Origin of the sequence: Streptomyces sp. NPDC059852 (assembly GCF_042731455.1) — a bacterium.
In the GTDB taxonomy this organism is placed as follows: Bacteria; Actinomycetota; Actinomycetes; order Streptomycetales; family Streptomycetaceae; genus Streptomyces.
Genome location: NZ_JBHWJK010000037.1, coordinates 1 through 18,150, shown reverse-complemented (window position 1 = coordinate 18,150; position 18,150 = coordinate 1). Strand labels below are relative to the sequence as shown.

Genomic DNA, 18,150 nt, shown 5'->3' with positions numbered 1-18,150 from the left:
CACTGGGAGGAACGGACCCCGGGAAACACCGAAGGCCGCCCCTCGGGCGGCCTTCGCGACGTCTGGATACGCGCAGTCAGCGGGCCGCCGGATGAGCGGTCCACCACCAGTTCTGGATCGAGTGCGCGAACATGCCTGGCACCCTACCGCATGTCCGACTGGTGTACCCCGTGTCTCAATTGCTGGGCATGGGGCGGGACGCCCGACACGACCCCGTAATGTTGAGTGCGTGACCGTGAACGCTAAGACCAGCGCGAGCGCTGGCAACACCTGGCGAAACCTGCCCGCGGCGCAGCAGCCCGAGTACCCCGACCCCGAGGCTCTGCGCGCAGTGATCGCGGACCTCGAGTCGTATCCGCCGCTCGTCTTCGCGGGCGAGTGCGACCAGCTGCGCGCCCGTCTGGCGGCCGTCGCCAAGGGAGAGGCGTTCCTCCTCCAGGGTGGCGACTGCGCCGAGGCGTTCGACGCGGTGTCCGCCGATCACATCCGCAACAAGCTCAAGACCCTCCTCCAGATGGGCGCCGTGCTGACGTACGCCGCCTCGGTGCCGGTCGTGAAGGTCGGCCGTATCGCCGGCCAGTACTCCAAGCCGCGCTCCAAGCCGACCGAGACCCGCGACGGCGTCACCCTGCCGACCTACCGCGGCGACTCCGTCAACGGCTTCGACTTCACCGAGGAGGCCCGCGTCCCGGACCCCGAGCGCCTGAAGCGGATGTACAACGCGTCCGCCTCCACGCTCAACCTGGTGCGCGCCTTCACCACCGGCGGCTACGCCGACCTGCGCCAGGTGCACGCCTGGAACCAGGACTTCGTGAAGTCGTCCCCGTCCGGTCAGCGCTACGAGCAGCTGGCCCGCGAGATCGACCAGGCGCTCAACTTCATGCACGCCTGCGGGGCCGACCCGGAGGAGTTCAAGACCGTCGAGTTCTACGCCTCGCACGAGGCGCTGCTGCTCGACTACGAGTCCGCGCTGACCCGGGTCGACTCGCGCACCGGCCGGCTGTACGACGTCTCCGGGCACATGGTGTGGATCGGTGAGCGCACCCGGCAGCTGGACGGCGCGCACATCGAGTTCGCCTCGAAGATCCGCAACCCCGTCGGCATCAAGCTCGGCCCGTCGACGACGGCCGAGGAGGCCCTGCAGTACATCGACCGCCTCGACCCGGAGCGCGAGCCGGGCCGGCTGACCTTCATCGTCCGCATGGGCGCCGACAAGATCCGGGACAAGCTCCCCGAGCTGGTCGAGAAGGTCACCGCCTCCGGTGCCACCGTCGCCTGGATCACCGACCCGATGCACGGCAACACCTACGAGGCGGCCTCCGGGCACAAGACCCGCCGCTTCGACGACGTGCTGGACGAGGTCAAGGGCTTCTTCGAGGTCCACAAGTCGCTGGGCACCCACCCGGGCGGCATCCACGTGGAGCTCACCGGTGACGACGTCACCGAGTGCGTGGGCGGCGGCGACGAGATCTTCGTCGACGATCTGCACCAGCGCTACGAGACGGCCTGCGACCCGCGGCTCAACCGCAGTCAGTCGCTCGACCTCGCGTTCCTCGTCGCGGAGATGTACCGCGACCAGTGATCTTCCCGATCATGGGACTGTGGGGCGCGGATCACACGATCCGCGCCCCACACCACTTTTGCGCTCCTGCCACGAAAGGTAAGGTTAGGTTTGCCTCACCGATCAGGGGATGGCACTTCGACCCCGTCGGGAGGTGAACCGCGTGTACGTCTGCAGTTGCTTCGGCATCACCGAGCAGCAGGTCAAGAAGCACGCGGAGAACGGCGCCTGCACCCCCCGCCAGGTCGCCTCCGCCTGCAAGGCCGGTACCGACTGCGGATCGTGCGTGCGCCGTATCCAGGCGCTGCTGGGCCGGGGTGCCTGCCCCCGCCGTGAGCTCGCCGACCGCGGTGAGCCGGTCGTCTCCGACCTCGAGGACGCCGCCTAGTCCGGCAGGCCGGCGGGTCGGCGGGTCCTAGCTCGGCTGCTCGATCTGCTGGGCGATGTAGAGCGCCTCCCCGAGCTTGTCGATGAGCTCCAGCTGGGTGTCCAGGTAGTCGATGTGGTGCTCCTCGTCCGCCAGGATCTCCTCGAAGATGTTCGCGGACGTGACGTCGCCCTTGGAGCGCATCACGTCGATACCGCGCTTGAGGCGGTCGATCGCCTCCACCTCCACCTGACGGTCGGCCTGGAACATCTCGGTGACCGTCTGGCCCACCCGCACATGGAAGAGCCGCTGATAGTTGGGCAGGCCGTCCAGCATGAGGATGCGCTCGGTGAGCTTGTCCGCGTGCTTCATCTCGTCGATGGACTCTTCCCGCGTGTACTTCGCGAGCTTCGTCCAGCCGTTGTTGTCCTGGATGCGGTAGTGCAGCCAGTACTGGTTGATCGCGGTGAGCTCACCGGTGAGCTGCTCGTTGAGGAATTCGAGGACCTCGGGGTCGCCCTGCATCGCTACGGCTCCTTCCACGCGGGGGACTGGCAGGATGCGGCGCATGATTCCACCGGACGCGAAGATCGTCCAGTAAGTCTGCACTTAGTGAGTAAGTGCAGACTTAGTCTGTTTTGTGCGGTTCGGTGGGGGGTGTGGTCAGGTGCACCGTCCCGGGTCTGTCAGGATGGAGGCATGGGTCAGCCGGTGGAGCGCGAAGGTGAGGCAGCAGCACACTCCGAACTCCCGCCGGGCCAGCGCGTCCAGCGCGGGTGGCCCGTCACGCACTACGGCCCGGTGCCCAGGTTCCGCCCCGAGCGCTGGGACTTCCGGGTCTTCGGCGCCACCGCCGACGGCGAGAAGCACAGCTGGACCCATGAGGAGTTCACGGCCCTGCCGTACACCAGCCTCGTCGCCGACCTGCACTGCGTGACGAAGTTCAGCATGCTGGGCGCCGAGTGGGGCGGCATCCCGGCGCGCACGATCCTTGAGATCGCGCCGCCCGCGCCCGCCGTCACCCATGTCATGGTGTGGGCCGAGTACGGCTTCAGCTCCAACCTGCGGCTGGCCGACTTCGCCTCCGAGCGCGCCATCTTCGCCACCCACCGGGACGGCGAGCTGCTGACCGCCGAGCACGGCTTCCCGCTGCGTCTGGTCGTCCCCCATCTGTACGCCTGGAAAGGACCCAAGTGGGTCCGCGGCGTGGAGTACATGACCGCCGACCGGCGCGGCTTCTGGGAGGAGCGCGGGTACCACAACATCGGCGACCCGTGGCGCGAGCAGCGCTACTCCTACCAGGAGGAGCCCGGGGACGGGCCCGGGCTCTGACTCCTGGCGCGGACGGGCTTGGGTGCCGGGGCGTCAGTGGTACCGGTGCACCACCGCGTGGCCGCGGCCACGGCCGATCATCCACTTGTTCACCGGAGTGGTGAGGACGAAGGCGACGGCGAGCGCGATCGCCAGCACCCACCAGAACAGCGGGTCGCCGAGCCCGGCGTCCATCGCGCCCGGCCACAGCACGACCACACCGTTGTCGACCAGCTCCATCACCGCGATGGACAGGGTGTCCGCGGCCAGCGCCACCTTCACGGCGGCGCCCAGCCCGAGCCCGGCCTTCACGACGCCGCGCAGGGTGAGCGTGTAGCCGAAGAGGAAGGCGAGCGCGATCGCCAGGATCAGGGTCGCCGCGGTGCCCCAGCCGAGCGCGGTGCCGATCACCATGCCGAGCACCTCGCCGATGGCGCAGCCGGTGAGGCAGTGCAGGGTGGCGCGGACGGCGGTCTCCCAGCCGCCGCCGGCGGCCATGCCCGCATGGTGGTGGTGAACGTGTGACGCGTGCGCTTCGTGTTCCATGACGCCCCCTGGCGCGCGGTTCCGTCTGTCACTCCACCGGAACCATATACCCCCTGGGGGTATTCCCGCTCCGGGTCAGCCGTCGCGGAGTTTCTTCAGCCGCTCCACGTCCGCCGCGTGCCCCTCCTTGCCGCCGGGCGTCTCGATGACGAGTGGAACGCCCGCGGTCGCCGGGTGGGTCATCAGCGCGCGGAACGGGTCCTCGCCGATGTGCCCCGCGCCGATGTTCTCGTGCCGGTCCTTGTGCGCGCCGACGACGTCCTTGGAGTCGTTGGCGTGGATCAGCTTCAGCCGGCCCTCACCGACCGTGTCCACCAGCAGGTCCAGGGTCTGGTGCATCCCGGCCGGGCCGGTGAGGTCGTGGCCGGCCGCGTAGATGTGGCAGGTGTCCAGGCAGACGCCCAGCATCGGATGGGCGTCCAGGGCCTCGAAGTACGGCCCGAAGTCCCAGGTCCGCGAGCACAGCGAGGAGCCCTGCCCGGCGGTGGACTCCAGCAGCAGGAACGGGTCGTCGTCATGGGTCAGCTCGTCCAGCAGCGGCAGCAGGTGCTCGCGGACCTGCTTCAGGGCCACGGAGCGGTCCCGGCCGCCGGTCGCGCTGCCCGTGTGCACCACCACGCCGAGCGCCCCGATCTCCCGGCCCCGCCGCAGCGAGTGCCGCAGCGACTCCACGGACCGCTCGACGGTCGCCTCCGTGTGCGAGCCGAAGTTGATCAGGTAGGGGGCGTGTACGTACGCCGGTATCGCCTCGGCGGCGCAGGCCGCGCGGAACTCCTCGTCCTGGCGCGGGTTGCCGGGCGGGGTCGCCCAGCCGCGGGGGTTGGCGACGAAGACCTGGACCGTCTCGGCCCTCAGGTCACGGGCGTAGGAGAGACCGACGGAGGCGAGGCCGCCGGCCACCGGGACATGGCCGCCGACGGGGTTGCGGGAGGGGCCGGGGAGGGGGGTGCCGGACTGCTGACTTCTCACCCGTCCAGGGTGTCATGCGGCGGGAACGGCCCGGTCACCCGGCCGTCCCGCCGCCCGGTCGTCGGCCTCAGCGGATCGTGATGGTGATCGTCGACCCCTTCGGAGCCCTGTCGCCGCCCTTCACGGACTGCTTCTTGACCGTGTCCCCGAACAGGCCGAGCAGCCCGCGGTCCTCGTCGACCTCGAAGCCGGCGGACTGCAGCTGGTCCTTGGCGTCGTCGACGCTGTCACCGACCACGTCCGGGACCTCGATCATCTCCGGGCCCTTGGAGAGGGTCAGCGTGACGGTGTCGCCCTCGGCCGCCTGCAGGCCCTCGCGCGGCGACTGCCGGGCGACCTGGCCGGCGTCGAACTCGGAGTTGACCCGGGCGGGGGCGATCTTCACCTTCAGACCGGCCTCCTGCAGCTCGGCCCGCGCGTCCTCCACGCTCTCCCCGGTGACGTCCGGGATGTCGACCGGGCTGCCCTTGCTGACGGTGAGCGCGACCGCGGAACCCGAGCGGACGGTGGAACCGTCGCCGGGGGACGAGGAGATCACGGAGCCGCGCGCGACCTCGTCGTCGAACTCGCGCGTCACCATGCCCGGCTCCAGACCGCGCTCCTTCAGCGCGGCCCGCGCCTCGGCGAGCGGGCGGTCCCGCAGGTCCGGCACCTTCACCGTCTTCGGGCCGAGGGAGACGACCAGGTCCACGGAGTCGTTCTGCCGGATGCGGGCGCCCGGCTTCGGGTCCGTGCCGACGACCGTGCCGCGGTCGAAGGTGTCGCTGTACGCGCGCCGCACCGAGCCGACGTCGAGCCCGTCCTGCTCCAGACGCTCCCGGGCCTGCGCCTCGGTCTTCGACAGCAGCGGCGGCACCTCGGTGAACTGGCCGGAGTTGATGTACCAGATGCCCGCACCCAGGCCGAGGGCCAGCAGCACGGCGGCCACCACGACGAGCGGGCCGCGCGGCCGGCGCGAGCCCCGCGCGCGGGGCGGCCCGGTGGGCGGGGGCGGCGGCATCTCCAGACGGCTGGTGCGGTGCACGGGCTCGTCCCCGTCGACCGGCGGCGGCGCGGCCACGGTCAGCCCGCGCGGGATCACGCTCGTGCGGTCGTCGGCGTTGTCGTGCCCGTCGGACAGGGCCTGCGGGGGCATCGCGTCCAACTGCCCGTCGGTGAGCGCCGCGCGCGCCACGCGGGCCTGCGCGAGCAGGGCCACGGCGTCGTGGGGACGGACGTCCGGAGTGCGGGCCGTGGCGGAGGCGACCAGCTCGTCGAGCTCGTAGGCCAGACCGGGCACCACCGCGGAGGGCGGCGGGACGTCGTCGTGCAGATGCTTGTAGAGCACCACGGCGGGGGAGTCCCCGTCATGCGGCTTCTCGCCGGTCAGCATCTCGTACAGGACGACACCGCACGCGTACACGTCGACACGGGCGTCGGCGGCGCCCGGCTGCTCCATCTGCTCGGGCGCGAGATACGAGACGGTGCCGAGGACGGCCCCGGTGGTGCTGGTCACGGTGTCCACCGAGCGCACCAGGCCGAAGTCGGCGACCTTGACCCGGCCGTCGTCCCCTATCAGGACGTTCTCCGGCTTCATGTCCCGGTGCACGAACCCCGCGCGGTGGGCGGCGCCGAGCGCGGCGAGCACCGGCTCCAGGATGTCGAGCGCGGCCCGCGGCTGGAGCGCCCCGCGCTCGCGCAGCACGTCCCGCAGGGTGCAGCCCGCGATGTACTCCATCGCGAGATAGACGTACGACCCGTCGGTGCCCTGGTCGAAGACCTGCACCACGTTCGGATGGGCCAGCCGGGCGACGGACTTCGCCTCCCGGATGAACCGCTCGACGAACGCCCCGTCCACCGCCAGCGCCGGATGCATCACCTTGAGCGCGAGCACGCGGTCGAGGCGGGTGTCCAGGGCCCGGTAGACCGTGGCCATCCCGCCGACCGCGATCCGCGCGTCCACGCGATAGCGGCCGTCGAGCACCTGCCCGACCAGAGGGTCCTGAAGGGTCGTATCCACGCAGGTGAGTGTACGAGCCGACACCGACACCCCGTCCGGTCCGGCCGGGATCGGGGCGGGACTGCGACCGTCCTGTGACGGACGGCTCAGCCTCCGGATGCCTTGATCGAACATACGTTCAGAAGGCCGGCCGTTCCGGATCCAGCCGTGCCAGGCCGTCCACCGGGGAGGACGCCTCGGCGAAGTGTCTCCGGGGGATCCGGCCCGCCCGGCGGGCCAGCCGGCCCGCCTCCACCGCGTGCCGCATCGCGTCGGCCATCAGCACCGGCTCCTGGGCCCGCGTCACGGCCGAGGCGAGCATCACACCGGCGCAGCCCAGCTCCATCGCGAACGCCGCGTCCGAGGCCGTCCCGGCCCCCGCGTCCAGGATCACCGGCACGCGCGCGTGCTCCACGATCAGCTGGAAGTTGTGCGGATTGCGGATGCCCAGTCCGGAGCCGATGGGCGAGCCCAGCGGCATGATCGCCGCGCACCCGGCGTCCTCCAGCCTCCGCGCCAGCACCGGATCGTCGTTGGTGTACGGCAGCACCGTGAACCCGTCGTCCACCAGCGTCTCCGCCGCGTCCAGCAGCTCGACCGGGTCCGGCAGCAGCGTCCGCTCGTCGGCGATGACCTCCAGCTTGACCAGGTCCGTGCCGAGCGCCTCGCGCGCGAGGCGGGCCGTCAGCACCGCCTCGCCCGCGGTGAAGCACCCCGCGGTGTTCGGCAGCACCCGGATGCCGAGCCGGTCCAGGACGGAGAGGACCGAGCCGTGCACCGAGGGGTCCACCCGCCGCATCGCGACGGTCGTCAGCTCCGTCCCGGACGCCACCAGGGCCCGCTCCAGCACGTCCAGGCTGGGCGCCCCGCCCGTGCCCATGATCAGCCGGGAGGTGAGGGACAGGTCCCCGAGGACGAGGGGGTCGTCGGCCATGGGTCAGCCTCCTTGCACGGCGGTCAGGACCTCGACGCGGTCGCCCTCGCGCAGCGGCGTCGACGGCCACTGCGCGCGCGGGACGACGGTCTCGTTGAGGGCGGCGGCCACCCCTGAGGGCGCCGCAGTGAGCAGCCGGACGGCGGCGTCGAGCGCCGTGCCGGGGGCGACGCGGCGCCGCTCCCCGTTGAGCGAGATGTTCATGCCGGTTGCTCCTGGGGGACGGTGGCGAACCGCAGCGGTGTGAAGTCACGGGCCACGTCCGGCAGTTCACCGGTGGTCAGGACGTGCGCGAGGACGTCCCCGGTGACCGGCGCGAGCAGCACACCGTTGCGGTGGTGACCGGTGGCGAGCAGCAGCCCGTCGAGGGCGGTCGGGCCGAGCAGCGGCGCGTTGTCGGGGGAGGCGGGGCGCAGACCCGCCCGGGTCTCCGTCAGCGGCAGCTCGGTGATGCCGGGCACCAGCTCGTGGGCGTCCCGCAGCAGCTCGTACACGCCGCCCGCGGTCACCGTGGTGTCCCAGCCCAGTTCCTCGCTCGTCGCCCCGACGACCAGCTCCCCGCTCTCGCGTGGCACCAGGTACACCTGGCTGCCCCGCACCATCGCGCGCACGGTACGGCTCAGGAACGGCGCGAGGCCCCGCGGCACGGTCAGCCGCAGCACCTGCCCCTTCACGGGCCGCACGGGCGGCCGTACGTCGTCGGGGACGCCCGCGAGCCGGCCGCTCAGGCTGCCCGCGGCGAGGACCACCCGGTCCGCGCGCAGCGCCGTGCCGTCCGTGGTGGTGACCCCCGTCGCCCGGTCCGCCGTGACGTCCAGACGCTCGGCCCAGGCCCGGTGGAAGGTCACACCGGCGCGCTCGCACGCCTCCAGCAGCGCCCCGGCCAGCCGCCGGGGGTCGATCTGGTGGTCGCCGTCCACCCGCAGCCCGCCGCGCACGCCGGGCGCGAGCATCGGCTCCAGGCGCCGGCACTCCCGGCCGGTCAGCCATGTGGAGTCCAGCCCCGAACGGGTCTGCAGGGCGTGCAGTTCGCGCAGGTGGGCACGGTCGTCCGCGTCGAGGGCGACGGCGAGCGTGCCGCAGCGGCGGTAGCCGAGGGTGTGCCCGGTGGAGTCGCCGAGCTCGGCCGCGAAGTCCGGGTAGCGGTGGGCCGATTCGAGGGTGAGCCCCAGCAGGGTCTGTTCCCCGTAGTGGAGTTCGGTGACGGCGGCCAGCATCCCGGCCGCCACCTGGGCGGCCCCGCCGCCCGGCTCCGGGTCCACCACGGCCGTGGCGAACCCGCGTTGCGCGGCCCGCCACGCCGTGACCAGGCCGATGATCCCGCCCCCGACGACGAGGACGTCTGACGTACGTGAGGACATGGGCGTCCAGCCCCTCCCTTCGCCGGCATGACCCGGATCAGGTTCGTACGGTCGGAGGCCGCCAGCCTCCCTCTCAGCCCGGTGCGTCCGGGCTCCCGCGAGTGCTCTACGGTGGCCACCCTAGCCCGCAGCCCCAGGTATCGGTAAGGGAGCCTCCCGCATGGCCCGCTCGCTCGACGGTCTCGTCCTCGCCCCCGTCGCCGACCAGGCGCCGGGGCAGGTCGGCACGCGCACCCGCTTCACGTACCACGAGCGGGACGGCGTGGTCTGGGCCGAGTACGACGGCGGCGACGTGGTGCGCGGGCACCTCGTCGGCACCCGCGACGGCGACCGGCTGGACTTCCGGTACGTGCAGCTCAAGCGGGACGGCACGACCTCCTCGGGCCACTGCGTGTCCACGGTGGGCGAACTCCCCGACGGGCGCGTGCGCCTGACCGAGACGTGGGAGTGGGAGTCGCAGGCGGGCAGCGGCACCAGTGTGGTCGAGCAGGTGCCCGCGTCCTGACGACGGTACGGCGGAGAAGGATCCGGACGTACAACCGTTGGAGATCGGTGAGGGTCTAGCGGGAGAAGGGCCGTTCCCCCGGAAGGCGCCGTCCGTCTCCCGCGTCCCAGCAGAGGATGTCTCCATGCCGATACCCCCGCACAACCGCCGCGCCTCCCGTGCCGCCGCCGCCCTCGGCGCCGCCGGCCTGATCGTGCTGGCCGCGGCTCCCGCCGCCTTCGCTGAGGAGGCCGGACCCGACCTGGTCCTCGGAGGCGTCGAGCCGGTCCACGGGCTGCGACCGGGGAGCACGTTCGACGTCCCGGTCACCGTGACGAACAAGGGCACCGTGACCGCCGAGAAGGCGTGGGTCTCCTACTCCGTCACCCGGGGGCTCGACCTCGTGGACGTCCCTTCCAACTGCCGTGTGCAGCACGTCAGGTCCTACGACGAGATGCCCGAGTACTGGACCGCGACGTGCGCGTACGACCAGCCGGTGGAGCCGGGCGTCGTCCTCACGCCCGAGAAGCCTCTCCGGGTCGAGGCACTGGACCGCGCGTACAACGACAGGCTGCGGCTGCGCGTCGGGTACGGGACCGCCCCGTCGGACGACGAGAACGGAGAGCCGTCGGTGCAGGGGACCGCCCCGGCGGTGGGACTGGTCGAGGGACCGGCCGGGGGCGAGGGTTCCGCGAAGTACGTCTACGTGCCGGTCAGCACCGTCAACACGGCCGACTACCAGGTGACGGGTGCCGCGTTGAGCGGGAGGGTCGGCGACACGGTGACGATGAAGGTGGGGTTCGCCAACGCCGGGCCCGCCTGGCTCCTGGAGGAGGGCGGGGTGCCGGGCGTCCACATCCTGATCAAGCTTCCCGCCGGAACGTCGGTCGTCAAGCGCGACTACTACTGCCACGACAAGGGCGGGACGTACAACTGCCCGGCGCACCTCGGTCTGAACATGGCTGAGGACGCCCGGATGGAGTACACCTTCAAGCTGAAGATCGACAAGCGGATCGCCGGCGCCAAGGGCTCGATCGCGCTGAGCCCCGAACCCCGCTCGTTCGACCCCGACCAGGCCAACGACAAGGCCGACATCACGCTGGACGTGACGGGCGGGGGGTCGACGGGCTCGACGGGCGGCTCGACAGGCGGGTCGGCAGGCGGCTCTACGGGCGGCTCGGCCGGCGGATCGTCGTCGACCGGTGGCGCCGGGGCGACGGACGGCGGCGAACTGGCGGACACCGGCTCCTCGACGCTGCCGATCACGGGCGTGGCGGCCGCGGCGGTGGTCGCGGGGGCGGGCACGCTCCTCGTCGCGCGACGCGGCCGGGGCCGGAACTCGAGCTGACGACGAGTGTCTATGGTGATCGGGTGAGCGAGCCAACCACCCAGTCGCAGCGGTCCGTGGTCGTCGCCGGCGCCGGCATGGCCGGTGTGCAGACGGCGGTCGCCCTGCGGGAGAAGGGCTTCGCCGGGACGATCACCCTGATCGGCGCCGAGCCCCACCAGCCGTACGACCGCCCGCCCCTGTCCAAGGCCGTGCTGCTCGGCACGGCCGAGGGCTCCGCCTTCGACGTCGACTTCGAGGCGCTCGGCGTCGAACTCCGCCTCGGCCGCGAGGTGCTGGGCGTGCGCACCGCCGACCGCGTCCTGGACACCGAGACCGGGCCCGTGCCGTACGACGTGCTGGTCCTCGCCACGGGTGCCGAACCACTGCGGCTGCCCGGCACCGAGGGCGTCCCCGGCGTGCACCTGCTGCGCACCCTGGACGACGCCGCACGGCTGCGCCCGGTGCTCGCCCGGCAGCACGACGTCGTGGTCGTCGGCGCGGGCTGGATCGGCGCCGAGTTCACCACCGCCGCCCGGGAGGCCGGCTGCGCGGTGACCGTCGTGGAAGCCGCCGAACGGCCGCTCGCGGGCGCCCTGCCCGCCGAGGTCGCGGCGCCGATGGCCGCCTGGTACGCGGACAGCGGGGCCGTGCTGCGCACCGGCACGCGCGTGGAGCGCGTCGAGTCCGGTGCCGTCGTCCTGGACGACGGCACGCGCGTGCCCGCCGGCGCCGTCGTCGTCGGCATCGGGGCCCGGCCCGCCACCACCTGGCTCACCGGCTCGGACATCGCGCTCGGCGCGCACGGCGAGGTGCTGGCCGACGACCGGCTGCGCACCTCGGTGCCGGACGTGTACGCGGTCGGCGACTGCGCCTCCTTCCCCTCCGGGCGCTACGGCGAGCGGCTACTGGTCCACCACTGGGACAACGCCCTCCAGGGGCCGCGCACGGTCGCCGCCGACATCCTCGGCGAGACCACCGCGCGCTACGACCCCGTGCCCTACTTCTGGTCCGAGCAGTTCGGCCGGTTCGTGCAGTACGCCGGGCACCACCCGGGCGCCGACACGCTGCTGTGGCGCGGCGACCCGGCGGGCCCGGCCTGGTCGGTGTGCTGGCTGCGGGAGGGACGGCTGGCCGCCCTGCTGGCGGTGGGCCGGCCCCGGGACCTCGCCCAGGGACGGCGGCTGATCGAGGCGGGCACGCCGATGGACGCCTCGCTGCTGGCGGACCCCGCGCGGCCCCTGAAGGCGGCGACGGCGTGACGCTCCGGGAGGCGGCCGCGCCCGGCCGGACCGGCCTGACTTCCGACTGTCGGTGCCAGATGGCAGGCTTGTTCCCGTGACCGAGATTGACGCAAAGATCGATGCTCTCGTCCCCGCCTGGCTCACCCTTCCCGACATCGCCGAGATGCTCGGCGTCGAGGTGACCCGCGTCCGGCAGCTGGTCAAGGAGGGCCAGCTCATCGCCGTACGCCGGGGTGAGAACCGCGCGCTGCACGTCCCCGCCGCCTTCATCGACGGGGACAAGGTCGTCAAGGGCCTGACCGGGACCCTGACGCTCCTGCGGGACGACGGCTTCACCGACGAAGAGATGCTGGAGTGGCTCTTCACTCCGGACCCCTCCCTGCCCGGCACGCCCGCGCAGGCCCTCAGCGAGAACCGCGGCACGGAGGTGAAGCGCCGCGCCCAGGCGCTCGCCGTCTGACCCGTCCGCACCCGGCCTGTCCGGCCGGTCCCGGGCCGCGGACGACACGCGGCCCGGGACAGCGGCGGCAGGACTACGCCCGGGGCGCGGCATCCGCATCGCGCGCCCCGCGGTGCACCCGTGCCCTCCGCCGGACCCGGGCGGCTGCTCCCAGGTACCGTGCCAGGCGTCCGGCACCCGCCCGGCACCCGGCACCACCGACCCCAGGGGGCTTTGCATGTCCGACACCGCCCGCGCGCGACTCGCCGACGCCCGGCTGTATCTGTGCATCGACGCCCGCAGGCGCCAGGGCGACCTCGCGGAGTTCCTGGACGCCGTGCTCGCCGGTGGTGTCGACATCGTGCAGCTGCGCGACAAGGGCATGGAGGCCGCCGAGGAGCTGGAGCACCTGCGCGTCCTCGCCGACGCGTGCGCCCGGCACGGCAAGCTCCTCGCGGTCAACGACCGGGCGGACGTGGCCCATGCCGCCGGCGCCGACGTCCTGCACCTCGGGCAGGGTGACCTGCCCGTCCCGGCCGCCCGGGCGATCCTCGGCCCCGACGTCCTGATCGGCCGCTCCACGCACAGCGAGGAGGAGGCCGGCGCGGCGGCCGTCCAGGAGGGCGTCGACTACTTCTGCACCGGCCCCTGCTGGCCCACCCCGACCAAGCCCGGCCGGCCCGCCCCGGGTCTCGGCCTGGTCCGCCACACCGCCGCCCTCGGCACCGAGCGCCCCTGGTTCGCCATCGGCGGCATCGACCTCGGCAATCTCGACCAGGTGCTGGAGGCCGGAGCCCGCCGGGTCGTCGTCGTCCGGGCCCTCACGGAGGCGGACGACCCCGGTGCCGCCGCCGCCGAGTTCGCGAAGCGGCTGCGGCAGGACTGAACCGGCCGTCTCATCCTCCGTGCCGAGCCGTCTCGGATGGTGGGCGTTCGGTGATCTTGAAGGAGGGTGCGGGGCGCTTTTCGGCCCCGATCTGTCCAAGGGGTGGACACGGGGCCGACAAATCGGGCAAATGTCCGGCGTCCGGTTGGGGGACCGGGTACCCCTGGTTAACCTGCGAGTATGGCCCTCGGCACCGCATCCATCAGGTCGGACCACGCTCGTACCGTGCGCGAGATGCTCGCGACCGGCAAGACGACGTATTCCTTCGAGTTCTACGCCCCCAAGACCCCGAAGGGCGAGCGGAACCTGTGGAACGCGCTGCGCAGGGTCGAGGCCGTCCGGCCCGACTTCGTCTCGGTGACGTACGGCGCCGGGGGCTCCACGCGCGCCGGCACCGTCAAGGCGACCGAGGCCATCGCCTCCGACACCACGCTCACCCCGATCGCCCACCTCACCGCCGTCGACCACTCGGTGGCCGACCTGCGGAACATCATCGGGCAGTACGCCGACGCCGGGATCCGCAACATGCTGGCCCTGCGCGGCGACCCGCCCGGTGACCCGCTGGGCGACTGGGTGCCGCACCCGCGCGGCCTCACCTACGCCGCCGAACTCGTCGAACTGATCAAGGCGTCGGGGGACTTCTGCGTCGGTGTCGCCGCCTTCCCGGCGATGCACCCGCGCTCCGCCGACCCGGAGACCGACGTCCGGCACTTTGTGGACAAGTGCCGTGCGGGCGCGGACTACGCGATCACGCAGATGTTCTTCGATCCGGAGGACTATCTGCGGCTGCGCGACCGGGTCGCCGCCGCCGGCTGCGACACCCCGATCATCCCGGAGATCATGCCCATCGCCTCCGTCCGGACGCTCGAACGGATCCCCTCCCTCACCAACGCGGCGTTCCCGGACGCCCTGAGAGAGCGGATCCTCACAGCGAAGGACGATCCCGCGGCGGTACGCTCCCTCGGTATCGAGTTCGCCACCGAGTTCTGCGCACGGCTTCTGGCCGAGGGAGTGCCCGGACTGCACTTCATCACGCTCAACAACTCCACGGCGACACTGGAAATCCACGAGAACCTGGGCCTGCACCACCCACCGCAGGCCTAGACCGGTCGTCCTGATATACGTCACACTGCGTAGGCGGCCACTGGGAGAGGGGCGTACATGGGCTTGACGGTCCTCTACATCGCGTTCGGCGTCGTCGCGCTGTGGCTGCTGGGCGAGGTGCTGCTGCAGTACAAGGCGCGGCTGCGCTGGCGGCTGGTCGCCTTCGTCGGCTTCCTCGGCGTCGTCCTCGGCGTGCTCACACGATCCGTGGTCATCATCGGAGTGGGCGCCTCGGCCTTCGCCATCGGGCAGACCTACGTCACGCTGTCGTTCCGCCGCGGCTTCTCCGCCGGCTGGGCGGTCTCCGCGCCGGCTCTCGGCCCGCTGGGCTCCAAGCGCCGCCGCGACGAGCCCGACGAGCGGCAGGAGCCGACCCTCGAGGTCTCCGACCTGGAGGCCGGCGACGGCTACGCGGACGACGGCGCCGACTACGGCCGCGACCGCGCCGGTTACGGCACCGACGACTACGACCGCGACGACGTCTTCACGCCCGCGCGCGGCCGGGACACGGCCGCCGAGTCGACCGCCGTCTACGAGCCGCAGCCCCTGCCCGAGGACACCGGCTCCTACGGCGTCTACAGCGACGCCGCCTACGCGGCCGCCCAGCAGCAGGGCTACGCCGACGCGGGCCAGTCCCAGGAGCAGTACGCCACCGCCGACCAGAGCTACGGGTACGACGGCTACAGCGGGTACGACCAGCAGCAGTACGGCTACGACGCGAACGGCCAGCAGCAGTACGCCGCCTACTCCGACCCGTACATCGGCACGCAGACCTACGGCGGCGCCTCCTACGACGCCTACGGGCAGCAGCAGTACGGCCAGCAGTCCTACGGACAGGACCCGTACGCCACCGGCACCTACCCCGAGGGCACCCCGCCCGGCGGAGTCTGGGTCCCGCAGCAGCGCACCGACGAGTACGGCGCCGAGCTCCCGCCCGAGCATCAGCAGTACCCCTACCAGGGCAACGGGCAGCAGCAGGGCCCCGGTTACGACGAGCAGTACCGTTTCTGACGGGTCCGCCCGCCGGGGCTCACTGCGAGCCCCGGAACTCCGGTCCCTCCACGATCAGCCCGGCCACCAGCGCGCCGGACATGCCCGCGTGCGGGAGCCCGCCGCCGGGGTGCGACCAGCCGCCGACCGTGAACAACCCTGCCAGCGCCGTGCTGTTGGACGCGTGCAGCATCCGCCCGTCCGCCGCGGCCAGCGCCGGGGCCGGGACGGCGCCACCCTCCGCGCCCGTCGCCTCCGCGACGTCGGCCGGGGTCAGGACCTCGCGCCACAGCAGGCGCTCCCGCAGATCCGGTACCGCCCGCTCGGCGACCGTCACCAGGTCGTCCGCCCGCCGGGCCGTCTCCTCGGCGGAAGCGCCGCCGGCCGGTACCGTCGCCACGAGCGTGACCGCCTCATGACCGGCGTCCGGGACCAGCGCCGGGTCGTCGGGCCGCAGCACCGTGACCGTCGGGCGCGCCGCCATGCCCGCGGCGGGCCCGAACAGGGCGTCCAGCTCCGCGTCCCGGTCCTCGGCGTGCACCACCGTGCGATGCGCCGTGCCGTCCGGCCGGCCGCCCCGCAGGGCCAGCAGCACCGTCAGCCGGCTCGGGGCGCCGCGCCGCGGCGGGACCTCGCCCTCGCCGCGCACCGCCGTGCCCCGCACGAGCCGGTCCAGCGCGCCGGGCGCGACACCACTCACCACGACGTCGGCCTCCACCGCCGTCCCGTCGGCCAGCTCCAGCCCCGACACCCGGCCGTCCCGCTCCACGACCGCCGCGACCTCCGCACCGAAGTGGAACGCGACCCGGCGGGCCACGCACCGCTCGTACACGGCCCGCGCCAACTCCCGCATGCCACCGCGCACATACCAGGTGCCGAAGGCGTGCTCCATGTACGGCAGCACCGCCGCGTTCGCCGGGGCCTCGCGGGGATCGAGGCCGTACGCGAGCGCGTGGCTCTCCAGGAGGGCGGTCAGCCGGGGGTCGCGCAGCTCCCAGGCGCCGACCTCGGCGAGGGTCCCGGCGCGGCGGGTGCGCAGCAGCCGCTTGTGGGGCACCGACGGGTAGGGCTCACGCCCGGCCAGGACCTGCCAGTCGGGCCACAGGGGCTCCTCCAGCAGCGGTCTGCGCGTGCGGTCCCAGGTCTCGCGGGCACGGACCAGGAAGTCGCCCCAGCGGCGCCCGGCCCCGGCGCCCAGAGCCTCGTCCAACGCCGAGACGACGCCCGCGCGTGAGGCGTTCGGCAGCGCGGCCCCGGAGCCGTCCGCGAAGAGGTGCCGCGCGGAGGGATCGACCTGGACGAGGTCGACGCACTCCTCCAGGGGCTCCTTGCCGGTCTTCACGAACAGGTCGCGGTACACGGCGGGCAGTGGGAGCAGGCCGGGGCCCGTGTCGAAGGCGAAGCCGTCGCGCTCGAGGCGGCGCACCGCTCCGCCGTACGTCTCCGTCCGCTCGTACACCGTCACCCGGTGGCCCGCGACGGCCAGCCGGGCCGCCGCCGCCAGGGCGCCCATCCCGGCGCCGATCACCGCAATCCGTGCCATGGAGGGGACCTTATCGGCCGCCGCCGACAACCGGACCGCCGGGCTCCGTCGCAGCTCAGCCGGGGCGCTGGGGCACCGCGGGGCGGGCGAGCCGCTTCTCGGCACGCCGCTCGGCCCGGCGCCGCAGGAAGCGGCGGATGCGCGAGACCAGGAAGGACAGCAGCAGCACCCCGGCCAGCAGCAGGGCGCCCGCGATGACGGCGGCCGCGACGGGGTGGAAGATCGCGAAGGTGATGAGCGCGGCCACCCCGAGGTCCTCGGCGAGGCTCACCACGATGTTGCTGAAGGGCTCCGGGGAGCTGTTGACCGCCATCCGCGTCCCGGCCTTGACCAGATGGCTGACCAGGGCCGTGGAACCGCCGAGCGCGCCTGCCGCGAGCTCCGGCACCGATCCGCTCTCTCCGGCGAGCAGCGCGGCGACGACCGCGCCGGACACCGGGCGGATCACGGTGTGGGCCGTGTCCCAGGCCGAGTCCACGTACGGGATCTTGTCGGCGACGGCCTCGCACAGGAAGAGCACACCGGCCGCGATCAGGACGTCCGGCCGCTGCAGGGCGTCGGGGACGTCGTCGCTCAGTCCGGTCGCGCCGAATATGCCGAGGAGCAGCACCACCGCGTACGCGTTGACGCCGCTGGCCCAGCCGCTCGTGAACACCAGGGGGAGTATGGACACGCAGGGGATCGTAGCCAGTCGGCGACGGCAGGTCATGGGGCCGGACGCACAGCTCTGAGTACCCGTACCTAGGCGGCGAGATGAGTACGCGCGCGGATGGGGCGCGACCTGCCCGGACGGGAGAGTGGAGGCACGGAGAAGGGGATCGGCTCCGGCACCGGCGACACGGGGCGCCGGAACGGAGCTGCCCCGGATCCGCTCCTTCCGCCGGCCCGGCGTCGGCGGGAGCGAGACCGGGGGACCCGGGGGACGGACCGAACGGGGGTCCAGGGGGGAACGGGGGGAGTACGGGGGTGCACGAGGAGGCGGGGGGGGCGGGGGGGGGGCCCGGGGGGCGCGGCCGGCCCCGCCCGCCCCCGCCGGCGGTGGGGGGTGGGGGCGGGGATTAAAAAAAAAAACCCCACCAACACCCACAAAAACAAAGATAAGGAGA

20 protein-coding genes and 1 riboswitch are annotated in these 18,150 nt (G+C 72.8%); of the genes, 10 read left to right on the top strand and 10 right to left on the bottom strand.

Annotation, left to right across the window (positions count from 1 at the left end):
- Positions 1 to 76: 76 nt before the first annotated feature.
- The gene (locus ACFV46_RS31440) at positions 77 to 133 is read right to left on the bottom strand and encodes a trp operon leader peptide (protein WP_079033853.1); all 57 of its coding nucleotides are present in this window, start codon (positions 131 to 133) and stop codon (positions 77 to 79) included.
- 96 nt (positions 134 to 229) lie between these two features.
- Here ACFV46_RS31440 and ACFV46_RS31435 point away from each other — a divergent pair, with 96 nt between their 5' ends.
- Both ACFV46_RS31435 and ACFV46_RS31430 read left to right on the top strand, forming a co-directional pair.
- Positions 230 to 1,582, top strand: a complete 1,353-nt coding sequence (locus ACFV46_RS31435) for a class II 3-deoxy-7-phosphoheptulonate synthase (protein ID WP_361935069.1) — start codon at positions 230 to 232, stop codon at positions 1,580 to 1,582.
- A 142-nt stretch (positions 1,583 to 1,724) separates the two neighbouring features.
- Positions 1,725 to 1,949 carry a bacterioferritin-associated ferredoxin gene (locus ACFV46_RS31430; protein ID WP_256959307.1) on the top strand — a complete coding sequence of 75 codons (225 nt, stop codon included), beginning with the start codon at positions 1,725 to 1,727 and terminating at the stop codon, positions 1,947 to 1,949.
- Between the two features lie 27 nt (positions 1,950 to 1,976).
- Here the strand turns inward: ACFV46_RS31430 and bfr are convergent, their stop codons facing one another.
- Positions 1,977 to 2,453, bottom strand: coding sequence for a bacterioferritin (gene bfr, locus ACFV46_RS31425; protein ID WP_151783618.1), 477 nt, complete (start codon positions 2,451 to 2,453; stop codon positions 1,977 to 1,979).
- Positions 2,454 to 2,627: 174 nt separating this feature from the next.
- Between bfr and ACFV46_RS31420 the strand changes: the two genes are divergently transcribed.
- Entirely contained in the window at positions 2,628 to 3,260 is a 633-nt protein-coding gene (locus ACFV46_RS31420) for a sulfite oxidase-like oxidoreductase (RefSeq protein ID WP_376729523.1), read from the top strand.
- Between the two features lie 33 nt (positions 3,261 to 3,293).
- Here ACFV46_RS31420 and ACFV46_RS31415 read toward each other — a convergent pair whose 3' ends face one another.
- The 6 genes from ACFV46_RS31415 to thiO all read right to left on the bottom strand — a co-directional run bounded on the left by ACFV46_RS31415 (position 3,294) and on the right by thiO (position 9,027).
- Positions 3,294 to 3,785, bottom strand: a complete 492-nt coding sequence (locus tag ACFV46_RS31415) for a DUF4396 domain-containing protein (RefSeq protein ID WP_376729524.1) — start codon at positions 3,783 to 3,785, stop codon at positions 3,294 to 3,296.
- Between the two features lie 75 nt (positions 3,786 to 3,860).
- Positions 3,861 to 4,754 (bottom strand): deoxyribonuclease IV, encoded by an 894-nt coding sequence (locus ACFV46_RS31410; RefSeq protein ID WP_361935060.1) that lies wholly within the window; start codon positions 4,752 to 4,754, stop codon positions 3,861 to 3,863.
- 67 nt (positions 4,755 to 4,821) lie between these two features.
- A complete protein-coding gene (gene pknB / locus ACFV46_RS31405) occupies positions 4,822 to 6,753 on the bottom strand; it encodes a Stk1 family PASTA domain-containing Ser/Thr kinase (RefSeq protein WP_361935057.1) in 1,932 nt (643 codons plus the stop codon).
- A 118-nt stretch (positions 6,754 to 6,871) separates the two neighbouring features.
- A complete protein-coding gene (locus tag ACFV46_RS31400) occupies positions 6,872 to 7,666 on the bottom strand; it encodes a thiazole synthase (protein WP_361935054.1) in 795 nt (264 codons plus the stop codon).
- A gap of 3 nt (positions 7,667 to 7,669) precedes the next feature.
- Positions 7,670 to 7,870 carry a sulfur carrier protein ThiS gene (gene thiS / locus ACFV46_RS31395; RefSeq protein WP_062674901.1) on the bottom strand — a complete coding sequence of 67 codons (201 nt, stop codon included), beginning with the start codon at positions 7,868 to 7,870 and terminating at the stop codon, positions 7,670 to 7,672.
- Positions 7,867 to 9,027, bottom strand: a complete 1,161-nt coding sequence (gene thiO, locus ACFV46_RS31390) for a glycine oxidase ThiO (RefSeq protein WP_385500745.1) — start codon at positions 9,025 to 9,027, stop codon at positions 7,867 to 7,869. The genes thiS and thiO overlap by 4 nt, the downstream gene beginning before the upstream one ends.
- Positions 9,025 to 9,136, bottom strand: a riboswitch (TPP riboswitch). (Overlaps the previous gene by 3 nt.)
- 51 nt (positions 9,137 to 9,187) lie before the next feature.
- On the opposite strand from thiO, the gene ACFV46_RS31385 reads away from it, so the two are divergent.
- From ACFV46_RS31385 to ACFV46_RS31355, 7 genes are all read left to right on the top strand, one after another.
- A complete protein-coding gene (locus ACFV46_RS31385) occupies positions 9,188 to 9,532 on the top strand; it encodes a hypothetical protein (protein WP_361935047.1) in 345 nt (114 codons plus the stop codon).
- A gap of 124 nt (positions 9,533 to 9,656) precedes the next feature.
- Positions 9,657 to 10,859, top strand: a complete 1,203-nt coding sequence (locus ACFV46_RS31380) for a hypothetical protein (protein ID WP_385500744.1) — start codon at positions 9,657 to 9,659, stop codon at positions 10,857 to 10,859.
- 56 nt (positions 10,860 to 10,915) lie between these two features.
- On the top strand, positions 10,916 to 12,100 hold the full coding sequence (locus ACFV46_RS31375; RefSeq protein WP_361935144.1) for an FAD-dependent oxidoreductase: 1,185 nt from the start codon (positions 10,916 to 10,918) through the stop codon (positions 12,098 to 12,100).
- A 76-nt stretch (positions 12,101 to 12,176) separates the two neighbouring features.
- Positions 12,177 to 12,542, top strand: a complete 366-nt coding sequence (locus ACFV46_RS31370) for an Rv2175c family DNA-binding protein (RefSeq protein WP_073936587.1) — start codon at positions 12,177 to 12,179, stop codon at positions 12,540 to 12,542.
- Positions 12,543 to 12,759: 217 nt separating this feature from the next.
- Positions 12,760 to 13,407 (top strand): thiamine phosphate synthase, encoded by a 648-nt coding sequence (gene thiE / locus ACFV46_RS31365; RefSeq protein WP_385500743.1) that lies wholly within the window; start codon positions 12,760 to 12,762, stop codon positions 13,405 to 13,407.
- A 180-nt stretch (positions 13,408 to 13,587) separates the two neighbouring features.
- Positions 13,588 to 14,511: a methylenetetrahydrofolate reductase [NAD(P)H] gene (gene metF, locus ACFV46_RS31360; RefSeq protein WP_376729529.1), complete on the top strand. Its 924-nt coding sequence runs from the start codon at positions 13,588 to 13,590 to the stop codon at positions 14,509 to 14,511.
- A 57-nt stretch (positions 14,512 to 14,568) separates the two neighbouring features.
- Positions 14,569 to 15,522, top strand: a complete 954-nt coding sequence (locus tag ACFV46_RS31355) for a hypothetical protein (RefSeq protein ID WP_376729530.1) — start codon at positions 14,569 to 14,571, stop codon at positions 15,520 to 15,522.
- Between the two features lie 19 nt (positions 15,523 to 15,541).
- On the opposite strand, the gene ACFV46_RS31350 is transcribed toward ACFV46_RS31355, so the two are convergent.
- The gene (locus tag ACFV46_RS31350) at positions 15,542 to 17,044 is read right to left on the bottom strand and encodes a phytoene desaturase family protein (RefSeq protein ID WP_385500741.1); all 1,503 of its coding nucleotides are present in this window, start codon (positions 17,042 to 17,044) and stop codon (positions 15,542 to 15,544) included.
- Positions 17,045 to 17,099: 55 nt separating this feature from the next.
- A complete protein-coding gene (locus tag ACFV46_RS31345) occupies positions 17,100 to 17,717 on the bottom strand; it encodes a DUF4126 domain-containing protein (protein ID WP_376729532.1) in 618 nt (205 codons plus the stop codon).
- Positions 17,718 to 18,150 lie beyond the last annotated feature (433 nt).

Excerpts from the sequence above, each read along its gene's own strand:
- ACFV46_RS31420 (WP_376729523.1), top strand. The coding sequence starts at position 2,628 with ATGGGTCAGCCGGTGGAGCGCGAAGGTGAGGCAGCAGCACACTCCGAA.
- bfr (WP_151783618.1), bottom strand. The coding sequence starts at position 2,453 with ATGCAGGGCGACCCCGAGGTCCTCGAATTCCTCAACGAGCAGCTCACC.
- thiS (WP_062674901.1), bottom strand. The coding sequence starts at position 7,870 with ATGAACATCTCGCTCAACGGGGAGCGGCGCCGCGTCGCCCCCGGCACG.
- ACFV46_RS31380 (WP_385500744.1), top strand. The coding sequence starts at position 9,657 with ATGCCGATACCCCCGCACAACCGCCGCGCCTCCCGTGCCGCCGCCGCC.
- metF (WP_376729529.1), top strand. The coding sequence starts at position 13,588 with ATGGCCCTCGGCACCGCATCCATCAGGTCGGACCACGCTCGTACCGTG.
- thiO (WP_385500745.1), bottom strand. The coding sequence starts at position 9,027 with ATGTCCTCACGTACGTCAGACGTCCTCGTCGTCGGGGGCGGGATCATC.
- ACFV46_RS31385 (WP_361935047.1), top strand. The coding sequence starts at position 9,188 with ATGGCCCGCTCGCTCGACGGTCTCGTCCTCGCCCCCGTCGCCGACCAG.
- ACFV46_RS31400 (WP_361935054.1), bottom strand. The coding sequence starts at position 7,666 with ATGGCCGACGACCCCCTCGTCCTCGGGGACCTGTCCCTCACCTCCCGG.
- ACFV46_RS31350 (WP_385500741.1), bottom strand. The coding sequence starts at position 17,044 with ATGGCACGGATTGCGGTGATCGGCGCCGGGATGGGCGCCCTGGCGGCG.
- ACFV46_RS31355 (WP_376729530.1), top strand. The coding sequence starts at position 14,569 with ATGGGCTTGACGGTCCTCTACATCGCGTTCGGCGTCGTCGCGCTGTGG.
- ACFV46_RS31415 (WP_376729524.1), bottom strand. The coding sequence starts at position 3,785 with ATGGAACACGAAGCGCACGCGTCACACGTTCACCACCACCATGCGGGC.
- thiE (WP_385500743.1), top strand. The coding sequence starts at position 12,760 with ATGTCCGACACCGCCCGCGCGCGACTCGCCGACGCCCGGCTGTATCTG.